Here is a 16043-nt window from a genome sequence, read left to right as displayed (position 1 = left end):
AGTCCTTCTTATGGTCACACTGGCTTTTCCGAGTCCTGGATTCGTGGCCAGCGCGTAGGGGAAATTCCATGACCGATCTCGGTTCGCCGCCTCGTCCCCGTGCTGATACCCGCCGCGCCCAATCATCGAACGGAAGCCTCGATTCCTCGCACGATCTGCTGCAGTCGCTGCAGGCGATGCGCGGTGGCGACTTCTCGGTTCGGATGCGCGGCGATTATCTCGGTATCGACGGCAAGATCGCGGACGCCTTCAACGAAATCGCTGCCGCCAACGAGCGCATGGCGCAGCAATTGGCGCGCGTCGGACAGGTCGTCGGCCGTGAGGGACAGACCCGCCAACGCGTCAATTTCGGTCTCGCCAGCGGCGCCTGGGCCGATATGGAAAGTTCGGTCAACACGCTGATCGATGATTTGCTGTGGCCGACCCGCGAAGTCACCCGCGCTGTCGCCGCGGTGGCGCAGGGCGACCTGCTGCAGACCGTGCAACTCGACGTCGAGGGCAGGCCGCTGCGCGGCGAATTCCTGCAGTCGGCGAACATCGTCAACACGATGATCAAGCAGCTCTCGGTGTTCACCTCGGAGGTTACGCGCGTCGCCCGCGAAGTCGGTACCGAGGGCAAGCTCGGCGGCCAGGCCCAGGTGCCCGAAGTGACCGGCGTCTGGAAGGACCTGACCGAGAGCGTCAACTCGATGGCCAACAATTTGACCGGCCAGGTCCGCAACATCGCCGAGGTGACGATCGCGGTCGCCAACGGCGACCTGTCCAAGAAGATCACGGTCGACGTGCGCGGCGAGATCCTGCAGCTGAAGGAGGCCATCAACACGATGGTCGATCAGCTGCGCTCCTTCGCCTCGGAAGTGACGCGCGTGGCGCGCGAGGTCGGCACCGACGGCAAGCTCGGCGGCCAGGCGATCGTGCCCGGCGTCGCCGGCACCTGGAAGGATCTCACCGACTCGGTGAACGCGATGTGCGGCAACCTGACCGCCCAGGTCCGCAACATCGCCAACGTGACCACGGCGGTGGCGCGCGGCGACCTGTCGCGCAAGATCACGGTCGACGTCAGCGGCGAGATCCTCGAGCTGAAGGACACCATCAACACGATGGTGGACCAGCTCAACTCGTTTGCCTCGGAAGTGACGCGCGTGGCGCGCGAGGTCGGTACCGAAGGCAAGCTCGGCGGCCAGGCCCAGGTGCCCGGCGTCGCCGGCACCTGGAAGGATCTCACCGACAACGTCAACTTCATGGCATCGAACCTGACGGCGCAGGTCCGCAACATCGCCGACGTCGCGACCGCGATCGCCGGCGGCGATTTGTCAAAGAAGATCACGGTGAACGTGTCTGGCGAGATCCTTCAGCTGAAGGAAACGCTCAACACGATGGTCGACCAGCTCAACGCGTTCGCCTCGGAAGTGACGCGCGTGGCGCGCGAGGTCGGCACCGAAGGCAAGCTCGGCGGCCAGGCCAACGTGCTCGGCGTTGCCGGCACCTGGAAGGACCTGACCGACAACGTCAACTTCATGGCGTCGAACCTGACCGCGCAGGTCCGCAATATCGCCGGTGTCACCACCGCGGTCGCCAATGGCGACCTGTCGAAGAAGATCACGGTCGACGTGCGCGGCGAAATCCTCGAGCTGAAGGACACCATCAACACGATGGTGGACCAGCTCAACGCCTTCGCCGGCGAAGTGACGCGCGTGGCGCGCGAGGTCGGTACCGAAGGCAAGCTCGGCGGCCAGGCCGAGGTGCGCGGCGTCGCCGGCACCTGGAAGGATCTGACCGACAGCGTCAACTCGATGGCCTCGAACCTGACCGCACAGGTACGCAACATCGCCGAGGTCGCGACCGCGGTGGCGAAGGGCGACCTGTCGAAGAAGATCACGGTGAACGTGTCGGGCGAAATCCTTCAGCTGAAGGAAACGCTCAACACGATGGTCGACCAGCTCAACGCCTTCGCCGGCGAAGTGACGCGCGTGGCGCGCGAGGTCGGTACCGACGGCAAGCTCGGCGGTCAGGCCGAGGTGCCCGGCGTCGCCGGCACCTGGAAAGACCTCACCGACAGCGTCAACTCGATGGCCGGCAACCTCACGGCACAGGTCCGCAACATCGCCGAGGTCGCGACCGCGATCGCCGGCGGTGACCTGTCGCGCAAGATCACGGTCGACGTGCGCGGCGAGATCCTGCAGCTGAAGGAAACGCTGAACACGATGGTCGACCAGCTCAACCGCTTCGCGGGCGAGGTGACGCGCGTCGCGCGCGAGGTCGGCACCGACGGCAGCCTCGGCGGCCAGGCCAACGTGCCCGGCGTCGCCGGCACCTGGAAGGACCTGACCGACAACGTCAACTCGATGGCCGGCAACCTCACCGCTCAGGTCCGCAACATCGCCGAGGTGACGACGGCGGTGGCGCGCGGCGACCTGTCGCGCAAGATCACGGTCGACGTGAAGGGCGAAATCCTCGAGCTGAAGAACACCATCAACACGATGGTGGACCAGCTCAACGGCTTCGCCGGCGAAGTGACGCGCGTGGCACGCGAGGTTGGCACCGAAGGCAAGCTCGGCGGCCAGGCCGAAGTGCCCGGCGTCGCCGGCACCTGGAAGGATCTCACCGACAACGTCAACTTCATGGCGTCGAACCTGACCGCTCAGGTCCGTAACATCGCCGAGGTCGCCAGCGCGATCGCCGGCGGCGACCTGTCGAAGAAGATCACGGTGGACGTCCGCGGCGAGATCCTGCTGCTCAAGGACACCCTGAACACGATGGTCGAGCAGCTTCGCTCGTTCGCCGCCGAAGTGACGCGCGTGGCGCGCGAAGTCGGCACCGAGGGGCGGCTGGGCGGCCAGGCCGTGGTGCCCGGCGTCGGCGGCACCTGGAAGGACCTCACCGACAACGTCAACCTCTTGGCCGCGAACCTGACCACCCAGGTCCGCAACATCGCGGAAGTGACGACGGCCGTGGCGCGCGGCGACCTGTCGCGCAAGATCACGGTCGACGTGAAAGGCGAAATCCTCGAGCTGAAGAACACCATCAACACGATGGTCGACCAGCTCAACGCCTTCGCCGGCGAGGTGACGCGCGTGGCGCGCGAGGTCGGCACCGAGGGCAAGCTCGGCGGCCAGGCCGAGGTGCGCGGCGTCGCCGGCACCTGGAAGGACCTCACCGATACCGTCAACGTCATGGCGGCGAACCTGACCGAGCAGGTGCGCGGCATCGTCAAGGTGGTGACCGCGGTCGCCAACGGCGACTTGAAGCAAAATCTCACAGTGAAGTCGAAGGGCGAGGTGGCGGCGCTCGCCGACACCATCAACAACATGACGGAAACGCTCGCGACCTTCGCCGAACAGGTCACCAGCGTGGCGCGCGAGGTCGGCGTCGAGGGACGGCTCGGCGGTCAGGCCAACGTGCCCGGCACCGCCGGCACCTGGAAGGACCTCACCGGCAACGTCAACCTGCTCGCCGCCAACCTGACCTCCCAGGTGCGCGCGATCGCGGAGGTGGCGACCGCGGTGACCAAGGGCGACCTGACGCGCTCGATCCAGGTCGACGTGCGCGGCGAGGTCGCCGAGCTCAAGGACAACATCAACACCATGATCGGCAACCTCCGTCTCACCACGGAGCGCAACACCGAGCAGGACTGGCTGAAGACCAATCTGGCGCGCTTCACCAACATGCTGCAGGGCCAGCGCGATCTCGCGACCGTCGGCCGCCTGTTGCTGACCGAGCTCGCACCGCTGATCAACGCGCATATGGGCGTGATCTACCAGGTCGACAATCCCGAGAATGCGCAGCTGCGCTTGCTGTCGGCCTATGCCGGCGACAGCAGCAATCCGCATCCGCAAATCGTCCAGTTCGGCGAGGGGCTGATCGGCCAGTGTGCACTCGACAAGCGCCAGCGCCTCGTCTCGGATATTCCCGGCGATGCGGTGCCGATCAATTCGGCGCTGATGCGCATCATGCCGAAGAACCTGGTCGTGTTCCCGGTGCTGTTCGAGAACCAGGTCAAGGCGGTGATCGAGCTGTCCTCGATCTCGTCGTTCACGACCTCGCAGATCACCTTCCTCGAGCAGCTGACCGACAGCATCGGCATCGTGCTCAACAGCATCGAGGCGACGATGCAAACCGAGGCCTTCCTCAAGCAGTCGCAGACGCTCGCCGGCGAGCTTCAGACCCAGCAGAGGGAATTGCAGCAGACCAACGACCAGCTCGAGCAGAAGGCCCAGCAGCTCGCCGAACGCAACGTCGACGTCGAGCGCAAGAACCAGGAAATCGAGCAGGCCCGCCGTGCGCTGGAGGAGAAGGCGACCGAGCTGTCGCTGACCTCGAAGTACAAGTCCGAATTCCTCGCCAACATGTCGCACGAGCTGCGCACGCCGCTGAACTCGATCCTGATCCTGGGCCAGCAGCTGACCGAGAATCCGGACGGCAACCTGACCGGCAAGCAGGTCGAGTTCGCCCGCACCATTCACGGCGCCGGCACCGACCTGCTGAACCTGATCAGCGACATCCTCGATCTGTCCAAGATCGAGTCCGGCACGGTGACGGTCGATGCCGAGGAAATTCTCACCTCGAGCCTGCTCGAGACCGTCGGGCGGCCGTTCCGGCACGAGGCGGAGAACCGCCATCTTTCCTTCAGCATCGATGTCGACGGCAACCTTGCGCGCAGCATGGTGACCGACTCCAAGCGGTTGCAGCAGGTGCTGAAGAACCTGTTGTCGAATGCGTTCAAGTTCACCGCCGACGGCGGCGTCAGCCTGACCGTGTCGGCCGCGCTCGGCGGCTGGAGCGCCGAGCATCCGATCCTGAATGCCGCACCGGCCGTCGTCGCCTTCGAAGTGTCGGATACCGGCATCGGCATTCCCCAGGACAAGCAGAAGCTGATCTTCGAGGCGTTCCAGCAGGCCGACGCCGGCACCAGCCGCAAATATGGCGGCACCGGCCTTGGCCTTGCCATCAGCCGCGAGCTGGCGGGCCTGCTCGGCGGCGAGATCCATCTGCGCAGTACTCCGGGCAAGGGATCGACCTTCACGCTCTTTCTGCCGCTGAAATATGCCGGACCGTCGGCGGCGTTGCGCCCGCAGGCGCAGCCGCTCGCGATGCCCCACACGGCGGCGCCGTCGCTGCAATCGCCAGGTTCACAGGAGCGTGTGATCGAGCAGCTGCCGGACGACCGGCTCGATCTCGAACCCGGCGACACGATCCTCTTGATCGTCGAGGACGACCCGCATTACGCGCGGGTGCTGATCGATCTGGCGCGTGACAAGGGCTTCAAGGTGCTGGTCGCAAGCCGCGGTGCCGAGGCGCTGGATCTCGCCAAGCAGTTCCAGCCGAGCGCGGTTTCGCTCGACGTCTTCCTGCCCGACATGCTGGGCTGGACGGTGCTGAGCCAGCTCAAGCACAATCCGCTGACCCGTCACATTCCGGTCCAGATCATTACGCTGGACGAGGACCGGCAACACGCGCTGGCGCGCGGCGCCTTCTCCTTCGTCAACAAGCCGACCACGACCGAGGGCGTCAGCGCGGCGCTGTCGCAGATCAAGGAATACGCCAGGCCGCGTCGCAAGCGCCTGCTGATCGTGGAGGACAATGCGGCGGAGCAGCTCAGCATCACCGAGTTGCTCGGCCACGAGGATATCGAGATCGTGACCAGCGGAACCGGGGCAGGGGCGCTCTCGACGCTGCGCGAAAATCCGTGCGACTGCGTCGTGCTCGACCTGCGTCTGCCCGACATGAGCGGCTTCGAGGTGCTGGATCAGATCCGCAAGGACGAGACGCTCTCCAATATTCCCGTGGTCGTGTTTACCGGGCGGGAACTTTCGGCCGAAGAGGACGCGGAACTGCACACGATGGCGCGCAGCATCGTCGTCAAGGGTGTAGAGTCGCCGGAACGCCTGCTCGACGAAACGTCACTGTTCCTGCACCGTGTGATCACGGAATTGCCCGTCGAAAAACAGAGGATGCTGGAGAAGCTCAATAGTTCCGATGAGGATCTTATTGGCAAGACCGCGCTCCTGGTCGACGACGACGCCCGCAACATCTTCGCGCTGTCGAGCGTGCTGGAGCGGCGAGGTATGAAGGTGTTGACTGCGACAACCGGTCACGAGGCGATCTCGTTGGTGGAGTCCAATCCGAAGATCGCGATCGTGCTGATGGACATCATGATGCCGCAGATGGACGGTTACCAGACCATCGGCGCTATCCGGCAAAATCCCGCCTTTGCGCGGCTGCCGATCATCGCGCTGACCGCGAAGGCGATGAAAGGCGACCGCGAGAAATGCCTGGAAGCAGGCGCGTCCGACTATCTGGCGAAACCCGTGAACACAGAGCAACTGCTGCTGGCGATCCGCATGTGGCTGCACCGCTGATCGGCGATCGAACATGATGGACCATGAAAAGGTAAACATCCTTCTGGTCGACGATCAGCCGGCCAAGCTGCTGGCCTATGAGGTCATCCTGAAGGAGCTCGGCGAGACGCTGGTCGCCGCGTCGTCGGGCCGCGAGGCGCTCGAGTTCCTGCTCAAGAACGAAGTCGCGGTCATCCTGGTCGACGTCTGCATGCCCGAGCTCGACGGCTTCGAACTCGCGGCGATGATCCGCGAGCATCCGCGCTTCCAGAAGACCGCGATGATCTTCATCTCGGCGATCCAGGTCAGCGACATCGACCGGCTGCGCGGCTACGAGATGGGCGCGGTCGATTACGTACCGGTGCCGGTTGTGCCGGAAGTGCTGCGCGCAAAAATCCGCGTGTTCGCCGAGCTCTACCGCAAGACACGGGAACTCGAGCGCCTCAATGCCGAGCTCGAAGACCGGGTGCGTGCGCGCACCGCCGAGCTCGAGCAATCGACCACCCGGCTGGTCGAGAGCGAGGCGCGCCGCAGCATGGCGATTGCCGCGGGAAAGATGGGCTCGTGGGACTGGGACTGGGTCAACGGCGACTGGATGTGGGACGAGGGGCAATACAAGATCTTCGGCGTCGATCCGAAATCCTTCGCGCTGACATCAGACAATATCCAGGCGCTGTTTCATCCCGACGACGTCGAACAGCTCCGGCAGGGCTGGACCGGCTTCGGCAATGGCCACACCTCCTATGAGGCCGAATTCCGCGTCGTGCGGCCGGACGGCGAGATACGCTGGTGCGTCGGCACGGCTGCTGCGACCAGTGACAGGAACGGCAGGGTGGTGCGGGTGAGCGGCGTCACCGTCGACATCACCGATCGCAAGAAGGCCGAGGAACGACAAAGCCTCTTGACCCGCGAGGTCGACCATCGGGCCAAGAACGCGCTCGCGCTGGCGCAGTCGATCGTGCGCCTGACGCGCGCACAGAACGTGACCGCCTATGTGCGGGCGGTCGAGGGCCGCATCACGGCGCTGGCGCGGGTTCACACCGTGCTGTCGCTGTCGAGCTGGCAGGGCGCCGAAATCCGGCGGCTGGTCACCGAGGAGATCGCGCCATACTCCGACGCCGGGCAGATCCAGATCGACGGCGCAGAGGTGCAGTTGCAGCCCGCGACGGCGCAGACGCTGGCGCTGGCGCTGCACGAGCTCGTCACCAACTCCGCCAAATACGGCAGCCTGTCGGTGCTGTCAGGCCGGCTCGCGATCACCTGGGAGGTGCACGACGATGCGCTGATCCTGGCCTGCGTGGAAACCGGCGGGCCGCCGGTGACCAAACCGAAGCAGAAAGGCTTCGGCACACGAAGCGTCATCGCCAGCATCGAGACCCAGCTCGGCGGACGGGCCGACTTCGATTGGCGCGCCGAGGGCCTGATCTGCCGGCTCACGGTTCCGCTCAAGGCGCTGGTTGGCGAAACAGCGGCTTACCGCGATCTGTCGGCAGCCGGGCGCAAGCCCATGGTCAGTTCCAGGGCCGTGTAGCACGTCCTCCAGGAACCAAGCCGCGGACGCTGCGGTTGTCGAGGGACAATCGCTCCCGTTCGTAGCCTGAGGTGCTGCCGTGGATGCCCAAACCCGAGAGCGCGGGCCGTCCGTGGAGGAACCGCGGCAGCCTGGGCAAGCCCCCGAGCAAAAGTCGCGGCCGGACCATGCGTCCTCGCCGCAGCAGGACACCGACCACCGCAAGCCGTCGATGCGCGACCGGCTGCGCGAGCACTGGATGCTTGCGGCGGCCGGCGCCTGTCTGCTCCTGATCGCGCTCGTCGGCGGCGTGGCCTACTGGCTCAATGTCCGCCACTATGAATCGACCGACGATGCGTTCATCGCGGCGCGCAGCTTCGCCGTGGCGTCGAAGGTCGGCGGCTATGTCGTCGAGGTCCCCGTCACCGACAACCAGCACGTCAATGCCGGCGATCTCCTCGCGAGGATCGACGAGCGCGACTACAAGATCGCGGTCGATCAGGCCGGCGCGCAGGTCGCGATCGCCGAGGCCAATATCGCCAATGTCCAGGCGCAGATCGACAGTCAGCAGGAGCAGATCAAGCAAGCCAAGGCGCAGCAGCAGCAGGCCGAAGCGCAGTTGAAGTTCGCGCAGGAGGAGGCCGCGCGAGCCCAGGACCTCGTCGAGAAGGGCGCTGGCACGGTGCAGCGGCAGCAGCAGACGCGCTCGGATCTCGACGCCCAGCAGGCCAACGTCAGTCGGACCAGAACGGCGGTCACCGCAGCCGAACTCGGCGTCAAGACGCTCGAGGCTCAGCTCAAGAGCAGCAAGGCATCGCTGGAGCAGGCGCAGACGCAGCTCGATCAGGCCAATCTGAACCTGCAATATACCCGCATCGTCGCGGCGCAGTCCGGACGCGTCGTCAAACTGAGCGGCGCGGTCGGCACCTTTGTGGCGCCGGCGCAGAGCGTCATGATGTTTGTTCCCGACGAGATCTGGATCAACGCCAATTACAAGGAAACGCAGCTGACCGACATGCGTCCGGGCCAGCCAGTTGACATCAGGATCGATGCCTATCCGGGGCGCAAGCTCGCCGGCCACGTGGCTTCGGTTCAGCCAGGCTCAGGCACCGCGTTCAGCCTGCTGCCGGCGGAGAACGCGACCGGCAATTTCGTCAAGGTCGTGCAGCGTGTTCCCGTGAAGATCGTGGTCGACAACTGGCCGGCGGATGTGCCGGTAGGGCCGGGCATGTCGGTCGTGCCCTGGACCAAAGTGCGATGAGCGACGTCGCGGCCGGCGGCGGCGCATCGTGGTCGCCGGAGCGGTCGGCCGCCGGCGGGCACAATCCCTATCTGATTGCCTTCGTCGTCTCGATCGCGACGTTCATGGAAGTGCTCGACACCACGATCGCCAACGTGGCGCTACGCCATATCGCGGGCGGGCTGGCCGTCGGTATCGACGAGAGCACTTGGATCATCACCAGCTATCTCGTCGCCAATGCCATCGTGCTGGCGATCTCGGGCTGGCTGTCGACCGTGATCGGCCGCAAACGCTTCTACATGATCTGCGTCGCTACGTTCGCATTCGCCTCGCTGTTGTGCGGCTTTGCCTGGAGCCTGGAGGCGCTGGTCCTGTTCCGGATCATTCAGGGCCTTGGCGGCGGCGGGATGGCGACCAGCGAGCAGGCGATCCTCGCCGACTCCTTTCCGCCGGCCAAGCGTGGCCAGGCTTTCGCGATCTACGGCGTCGCCGTGGTGGTTGCCCCCGTGATCGGGCCGACGCTCGGCGGCTGGATCACCGACACCTATACCTGGCACTGGATCTTCCTGATCAACGTGCCGATGGGGCTGATCTCGCTGTTCCTGGTCGGGACGTTGGTCAAGGAGCCGTCCGGCGCCGAGGAAGAGCGCAAGGAGCTGCTCAAGAAGGGGCTGCGCGTCGACTATATCGGCTTTGTGCTGGTCGCGATCGGGCTCGGCTCGCTCGAATTCGTGCTCGACGAAGGCCAGCGCAAGGACTGGTTCGGGTCCGACCTGATCGTCGGCTTCGCGCTGGCTTCGGCGGTCTGCCTGATCGCACTGATCCCCTGGGAGCTGACGCGTGAGGACCCGATCGTCGACCTTCGCCTGCTGGGACGGCGCCAGTTCGGATCGTGCTTCCTGGTCATGCTGTGCACCGGCGCGGTCCTGATCTCGTCGACGCAGATCCTGCCCCAGCTGCTGCAGACCGAGCTGAACTATACCGCGCTGCTGGCCGGCCTCGCGCTGTCGCCGGGCGGCATCGTCACGCTGATCTTGATGCCGGTGGTCGGCAACCTCGTCAGTCGCGTCCAGCCGAAATACCTGATTGCGCTCGGCGGCTGCATCGTTGCGTTTTCGATGTGGCATCTGACGGGACTGAACGGCGACATCACCTATGGCTACGCCGCGCTGGCGCGCATCTTCCTCTCCGCGGGGCTTCCGTTCCTGTTTCTGCCGGTCACGACGGCGTCCTACGATGGCGTACCGCCGGACAAGACCAACCAGGCCTCGGCACTGATCAACGTGGCGCGCAACCTCGGCGGGTCGATGGGCGTCGCGCTGGCCCAGACCGCGCTGGCGCAACGCCAGCAATTCCACCAGAGCCGGCTCATCGAACACGCAGCGCCTTCCGATCTCGGGTATCAGCAGACTATCGATACGATGACGCGCTACTTCCAGTCGCAGGGGTCGAATGCATCGGATGCCGCGGCGCAGGCGATCGCCTGGGTTGGCCAGACCCTGCAGCAACAGGTCGATCTTCTCGCCTATATCGACGTGTTCTGGTTGCTCTCGCTCGTCGGCCTCGTGATGATCCCGCTCGCGCTGATCATCAAGCCGGTCGATCTGACGGCGCCACCGAAGGGGCATTAGGGGGATATTAGACGAGACGACATTGTGAATGCAGGTCGCGGTCGAACCACGCTATGAATCGCGTGATCGAACGCAGGTCAGGCGAGGAGCAGATGCGAAGGTCAAGACTTATCGGCTTGAGTGTGTCGGTCGTCACCCTCGCAGCGATCAGCATCGCGCGGGCGGGCGCTGAACCCGTGCTGAAAGGCGCGGAAGCCTTCGGCGACTGGCAGCGCGACAGGCCGGGCATGGTGCGTCTGATCAGGCCGCAGGATTTGCCCAAGCCTGGCGCAACGGCCTCGAGCAGCAATTCGTCGCGCGTCGTGCAACGACCTGCCTCCGTGGTGCCGCAGGTGCCGGCGGGATTCAAGATCGAGCTGTTTGCAAGCGGGCTGAGCGGGCCGCGGATCATCCGGACCGCGCCCAATGGCGACATCTTCGTCGCGGAGACCGGCCCCGGCCGTATCCGTGTCCTCCGCAGCGCCGACGGCGCCACCAAGCCGGCGACCAATGAGGTCTATGCATCCGGACTGAACCGGCCGTTCGGCATCGCGTTCTTCCCGAACGGCGACAATCCGCAATGGCTCTACGTCGCCAACACCGACAGCATCGTGCGCTTCGCCTATCGCAGCGGCGACCTCAAGGCGTCGGGAAAGCCTGAGACCATTGTCGCAAATCTTCCGCACGGCTACGGCCATTCGACGCGTGACATCGTGTTCACATCGGACGACAAACGCATGCTGGTGTCGGTCGGCTCCGCCGGCAACGCGGGCGAGGGGCTGGGTAGGCCTCCCGAGGGCATCGAGGCCTGGAGTCGCGACCACGCACTTGGCGCCGCCTGGGGATCGGAAACCGACCGCGCCGCCGTGCTCGCCTTCGATCCCGACGGCAAGAACCAGAAACTGTTCGCGACGGGTATCCGCAACTGCGTCGGACTTGCGATCCAGCCTGGCAGCGGCGAACCTTGGTGTTCGACCAACGAGCGCGATGGCCGCGGCGACAATTTGGTGCCCGACTATGTGACGCGCATCCGCGAGGGCGCGTTCTACGGCTGGCCCTGGTACTATATCGGCGCCAACGAAGACCCCGCGCATGCCGGCGCGCGGCCCGACCTCAAGGACAAGGTGACGATTCCCGACGTGCTGTTGCAGGCGCACTCGGCTTCACTCGGCCTCACCTTCTACACCGGCAGCAGTTTTCCGCCCGAATATCGCGGCGATGCGTTTGCGGCCGAACACGGTTCGTGGAATCGGTCGAAGCGCACCGGCTACAAGATCATCCGCATCCGGCTGAAGGGTGGCGCGCCGACCGGCGAATATGAGGATTTCGTCACCGGCTTCGTCATCGCCGACAATGAGGTCTGGGGTCGTCCGGTGGGGGTCACCATGGCGCGCGACGGCGCACTGCTGGTCTCGGAAGACGGCAACGGCACAATCTGGCGCGTCAGCCACGAGTAGCGTTGCGGGGTACCCGTCCGCGCTAGCCGAGTCCATCCTTGAGGCCGTATTCCTCGTAGATGGTCAGGGGATCGGTATCCGGAAACAACCGGCACTTGGCCTGCGCCAGATGCAGCGTGACGGCGCCGGCCTCACATCTCGCGGTCAGGATTTTACGGACATCCTCCATATGCGCGCGCGGCTGATGCTTCGACGGCAATTGTTCGAGCGCGACCAGCGCGGTGGCCAGAGCTTCCGTGACCACCCAATCGTCGTGTCCGGTAATTCCCTTCCGCGGCATCGCCACATCCTCCGTCACACCGGCTGCGGCATTCTAGCGCGAGATGGGTGGGGGCTGTCATTAGTCAACATGGGCAGGGCGGCCGGGAACCGGTTGACGCGGCCCTGCCTCGATGCGCCGCAGGGAACCAGCGTGGCAGCGCGCGCAGGCAATGCTTAGAACGATGGGGACTTCCCTTCATCACCCCATCAGCCCGCCAGATGTTCGAACCCTATCTCTCGGCCTGGAGCCTTGTCCCCGACGGCGATCCGATCGTGACGCACGCCGCACGGTTGCTGCCGGTGCGGCGGCACGGCGAGCCTGCCATGCTCAAGCTCTCGCACGAGCCAGACGAACGCCTCAGCGCCATCGTGATGGAATGGTGGGATGGCCACGGTGCGGCGCGGGTCCTTGCCCGTGGCGGCGTGGCGCTCCTGCTCGAGAGCTCGACCGGATGGCGTAGGGCGCGCAGCGACTACGCCGCCGCGGCGCTGGCTCCGCTCAACGACACACTCAGGATTCGCCACTTCGATATATCGAAGAAGTAGGCGGCTTTGATGCGCGCGGACGCGGGATCCGGCGCCTGAATCGCCGTGTGGAATTTCCGCTCCCCATCGCTCAACGAAATCCGGAATGTCTGCATTGCTCGAACCTCCACGCGCGGATGCTGCGGCAAGGGCGGTTAACATCCGGTTGCTGGCAGAGGTCCGGCGCGGCGCACGCGCGTTTCACGCGCTGCCGCTCTCACGCAAAGCCTACGGCAGTCGCACCATCGTGTCCTCTGCACCAACGACGCGTCCGTCCTGCGCTCTCAGCTCGAGCCGGCGCACCGGCAGTCCATTCTTTCGATCGACCAGCAGCACATGCGACTCGTCGGGCGCGAAGAAGAAATCCTCGCCCCACTGCCGGAGCGCGACGAGAAGCGGGAAGAGCCCGCGTCCCTTTTCGGTCAGCACATAATCCTGATACGGGCTGCCGTCCGCTGCCGGCACGGCCTCCATGATTCCATGCGCCAACAGATTGCGGAGCCGTGCGGAGAGGATGTTCTTGGCAAGCCCGAGGCTCTTCTGAAATTCGCCGAACCGGCGCTTTCCGTCGAATGCATCGCGGACGATCAACAGCGACCACCAATCGCCGATCGCATCCAGCGGGCGGGCCACGCCGCACATCGAGTCCCTGTGGCTCACTCTCTTGGCCATCGCGGTCGCCTGACGCTCCTCATTCCATGCGCTGATCGTACGGTGGGCGGCCCGAAAGACCACCCGGTCACTGGCTCGATATATCGGTTGCAAAGTAAAACCTCAAGCGATACACCTTGGTTGCAAATTAAAACCATGCAGAGCCAGCCATGATCCAGTCCGACGCCACCTTTGACGGCACCTTTCCATTCACGCCGCAGTTCAGCGCGGCGCCAGGCTTCCCGATGCACTATGTCGACGAAGGCCCGCGGGATGGCGGGGTGGTGCTCTGCCTGCACGGCGAGCCGACCTGGGGCTACCTGTTCCGCCATCTGGTGCCGGCGCTCAGCGCGACGCACCGCGTGGTCGTTCCGGATCACATGGGGTTCGGCAAGAGCGCGACGCCGGCGCAGCGCAGCTACTGGCTGCAAGACCATGTCGACAATCTCGAAGCGCTGGTGCTCGCGCTCGATCTCGCTGACATCACGCTGGTGATGCACGATTTCGGCGGTCCCGTCGGCATGGGGTTCGCGGCCCGCCATCCGGATCGCATCCGCCGCATCATCTCGGCCAACGGGCCGACACCGTTCGGGCAGAGCGATCTGTTCGAGCGCGTCACGGCAAATGCGCAAGTCTCGCCCTGGTTTCAATGGATCGCAAAGGCGGAGGCGAACGGCGAGCTCGAGCTGGTTCTCGGCCAACTCGGCTTCAACATCCTGAGCACGCTCAAGCTCAACGGCTTCGAGAACAACGCCGTCATCACCGATGTCTGGCTCGCGGCCTACGGCGCCCCGTTCGCGCGCCCGGCCGACTGCCTCGGTGCGATCGGATGGGCCAGGGGCTTTGCGACCGGTGCGCACAGGTTCGACGCGCCGGATCCCGCCGCCGAACGTGCGATCCGCGGCAAGCCTGCGCTGGCCATCTGGGGCGAAGCGGACCGCACGCTGCACGCGGAGCATTTCCTGCCGCTGTTTTCCGCAATCTTCCCGGCGGCGCCGGTCAGGCGTCTTGCCGGCGTCGGGCATTACTGCTTTGAGGATGCCCCGCAGGAGATCGGCGGCCTGATCGGGGAGTTCATCCGGCAAACCTGACTGCATTCCCGATCGCAAGCGACGGGCAGGACGGGCACATCGTGATGTCCCTAGCGGCGCGTGGGCCGTTCAGCTCGCGCCCGCGATGGTGAGACAGCACTACCGACCCTGATCATCCCAGACTTTGCTCTCGCGAATCGTTTCCTTGCATAACCGATCAGCGGGGACTCGATCGCGCGCCAGCTGACCTCCGCCAGCACGCAGACAGCCGGAAGCGCAATGAAGCTCGAATAGGAGCCAAAGCCAAAACCGAAAAAGACATCGGAGACGGGAATGTGAAACAGGTAGAGCGCATAGCATCGGCGGCCCATCCAGATCAGCGGACGAGCAGCCACTCTTTGCTGCGTGGTGGCGCCGGACCACACGGCGGCACAGCAGATCAGTGCGACGGGCGATAGGAGGTTGAACGGAGCAAACCCGACGAAGCAGGCGTATGCAGCGTCGAAGAGAGGCGGAAGGCAGGCGAGGGCAGCCCACAGAATGGGTGAGCGGCAATATCCACGCAAAAGGCACGCGAGCAGCACACCGCCGAACAGCGCGTCCAGGCGTCCCGGCAGCAGATACTCCCAGGAGTTTGCCGGCAGATATCCATCGAGCAGCCACCGGAAGACCGGAGCGAGCAGCACGCCACTCCAAAGCACCCGGAGCAGCCATCGACGCGGCGACCAGAAAATGAGCACCGGCAGGATCAGGTAAAATTGCTCCTCGATAGCCAGCGACCAGGTGATGGATGCCGGCTCGTCCAGCGGGCGGCCGAACTGCAACCACGGGATGCCCTGCGCGAAGAACAGATAGTAGCCGGCGTGTGACGGCGGGACGGCCAACAGGAGAAGCCAGTACAATGGCAGGATCCGGAACGCGCGCCGGCCGTAGAACGACGTGAAATAGCCCGGCTGCCCGCGCGTATCGAGCAGGATGCCGCCGATCAGAAAGCCGCTGAGAACGAAGAACAGATCGACGCCGAACACGCCGAAACCAAACCCGACATAGTGGCGGGCGATGACCAGCGAAATCGCCAGCCCCCTGAGCGCGTCAAGCGGTTCGGAACGGTCGGACTGACCTTTGCGTTCCGTGCTCATTGATAGAAGTTGGCCGCGGTTTCCATCTTGCCTCGCCCTCAAGAGGAGGAGGAAAAATTCCCGCAACCGACGAGGGAGGGCAACCCGGGACTTTACGGAGCTTCCCCGTCTTGCGGAGCGCCGGTGCGTGGATCGGTGCGATCGCGCCCGTCGGATATGATCTGGCGGAAGGGGTGGGATTCGAACCCACGGTACCCTTGCGGGCACGCCGGTTTTCAAGACCGGTGCCTTAAACCGCTCGGCCACCCTTCCGGATCAATCGGTCAGGCCCTTAGCGTAGG

General features: G+C 65.0%; 10 protein-coding genes and 1 tRNA gene. 7 read left to right on the top strand and 4 right to left on the bottom strand.

Annotation, left to right across the window (positions count from 1 at the left end):
* Nucleotides 1-68: 68 nt before the first annotated feature.
* The 5 genes from XH92_RS24065 to XH92_RS24045 all read left to right on the top strand — a co-directional run bounded on the left by XH92_RS24065 (nt 69) and on the right by XH92_RS24045 (nt 12155).
* On the top strand, nt 69-6359 hold the full coding sequence (locus XH92_RS24065) for a HAMP domain-containing protein (RefSeq protein WP_371817804.1): 6291 nt from the start codon (nt 69-71) through the stop codon (nt 6357-6359).
* A 16-nt stretch (nt 6360-6375) separates the two neighbouring features.
* Nucleotides 6376-7869: a sensor histidine kinase gene (locus XH92_RS24060; RefSeq protein WP_194461398.1), complete on the top strand. Its 1494-nt coding sequence runs from the start codon at nt 6376-6378 to the stop codon at nt 7867-7869.
* Nucleotides 7870-7948: 79 nt separating this feature from the next.
* Nucleotides 7949-9109 (top strand): HlyD family secretion protein, encoded by a 1161-nt coding sequence (locus XH92_RS24055; protein WP_194454314.1) that lies wholly within the window; start codon nt 7949-7951, stop codon nt 9107-9109.
* A complete protein-coding gene (locus tag XH92_RS24050; RefSeq protein WP_194454313.1) occupies nt 9106-10719 on the top strand; it encodes a DHA2 family efflux MFS transporter permease subunit in 1614 nt (537 codons plus the stop codon). Before XH92_RS24055 ends, XH92_RS24050 begins: the two co-directional genes overlap by 4 nt.
* A 92-nt stretch (nt 10720-10811) precedes the next feature.
* On the top strand, nt 10812-12155 hold the full coding sequence (locus tag XH92_RS24045; RefSeq protein ID WP_194454312.1) for a sorbosone dehydrogenase family protein: 1344 nt from the start codon (nt 10812-10814) through the stop codon (nt 12153-12155).
* Nucleotides 12156-12177: 22 nt separating this feature from the next.
* Here the strand turns inward: XH92_RS24045 and XH92_RS24040 are convergent, their stop codons facing one another.
* Complete coding sequence (locus XH92_RS24040; protein ID WP_194454311.1) at nt 12178-12435, bottom strand: hypothetical protein; 258 nt, start codon at nt 12433-12435, stop codon at nt 12178-12180.
* 200 nt (nt 12436-12635) lie between these two features.
* Here XH92_RS24040 and XH92_RS24035 point away from each other — a divergent pair, with 200 nt between their 5' ends.
* The gene (locus tag XH92_RS24035) at nt 12636-12962 is read left to right on the top strand and encodes an aminoglycoside phosphotransferase family protein (protein ID WP_246787590.1); all 327 of its coding nucleotides are present in this window, start codon (nt 12636-12638) and stop codon (nt 12960-12962) included.
* A gap of 207 nt (nt 12963-13169) precedes the next feature.
* Here XH92_RS24035 and XH92_RS24030 read toward each other — a convergent pair whose 3' ends face one another.
* On the bottom strand, nt 13170-13613 hold the full coding sequence (locus tag XH92_RS24030) for a helix-turn-helix domain-containing protein (RefSeq protein ID WP_194454310.1): 444 nt from the start codon (nt 13611-13613) through the stop codon (nt 13170-13172).
* A 149-nt stretch (nt 13614-13762) separates the two neighbouring features.
* On the opposite strand from XH92_RS24030, the gene XH92_RS24025 reads away from it, so the two are divergent.
* Nucleotides 13763-14683, top strand: a complete 921-nt coding sequence (locus XH92_RS24025; RefSeq protein ID WP_194454309.1) for an alpha/beta fold hydrolase — start codon at nt 13763-13765, stop codon at nt 14681-14683.
* A 50-nt stretch (nt 14684-14733) separates the two neighbouring features.
* Here XH92_RS24025 and XH92_RS24020 read toward each other — a convergent pair whose 3' ends face one another.
* Nucleotides 14734-15762, bottom strand: a complete 1029-nt coding sequence (locus XH92_RS24020) for an acyltransferase (RefSeq protein WP_194454308.1) — start codon at nt 15760-15762, stop codon at nt 14734-14736.
* 162 nt (nt 15763-15924) lie between these two features.
* Nucleotides 15925-16014 (bottom strand) — tRNA-Ser (locus tag XH92_RS24015).
* Nucleotides 16015-16043: the final 29 nt, after the last annotated feature.

The organism is Bradyrhizobium sp. CCBAU 53421, assembly GCF_015291625.1.
Classification (GTDB): Bacteria; Pseudomonadota; Alphaproteobacteria; order Rhizobiales; family Xanthobacteraceae; genus Bradyrhizobium.
This window is presented reverse-complemented; position numbering and strand designations above follow the sequence as displayed.

Bases quoted from the DNA above. Each gene is read 5' to 3' on its own strand.
- XH92_RS24065 (WP_371817804.1), top strand. From the start codon at position 69: ATGACCGATCTCGGTTCGCCGCCTCGTCCCCGTGCTGATACCCGCCGC.
- XH92_RS24060 (WP_194461398.1), top strand. From the start codon at position 6,376: ATGGACCATGAAAAGGTAAACATCCTTCTGGTCGACGATCAGCCGGCC.
- XH92_RS24050 (WP_194454313.1), top strand. From the start codon at position 9,106: ATGAGCGACGTCGCGGCCGGCGGCGGCGCATCGTGGTCGCCGGAGCGG.
- XH92_RS24045 (WP_194454312.1), top strand. From the start codon at position 10,812: ATGCGAAGGTCAAGACTTATCGGCTTGAGTGTGTCGGTCGTCACCCTC.
- XH92_RS24040 (WP_194454311.1), bottom strand. From the start codon at position 12,435: ATGCCGCGGAAGGGAATTACCGGACACGACGATTGGGTGGTCACGGAA.
- XH92_RS24035 (WP_246787590.1), top strand. From the start codon at position 12,636: ATGTTCGAACCCTATCTCTCGGCCTGGAGCCTTGTCCCCGACGGCGAT.
- XH92_RS24030 (WP_194454310.1), bottom strand. From the start codon at position 13,613: ATGGCCAAGAGAGTGAGCCACAGGGACTCGATGTGCGGCGTGGCCCGC.
- XH92_RS24025 (WP_194454309.1), top strand. From the start codon at position 13,763: ATGATCCAGTCCGACGCCACCTTTGACGGCACCTTTCCATTCACGCCG.
- XH92_RS24020 (WP_194454308.1), bottom strand. From the start codon at position 15,762: ATGAGCACGGAACGCAAAGGTCAGTCCGACCGTTCCGAACCGCTTGAC.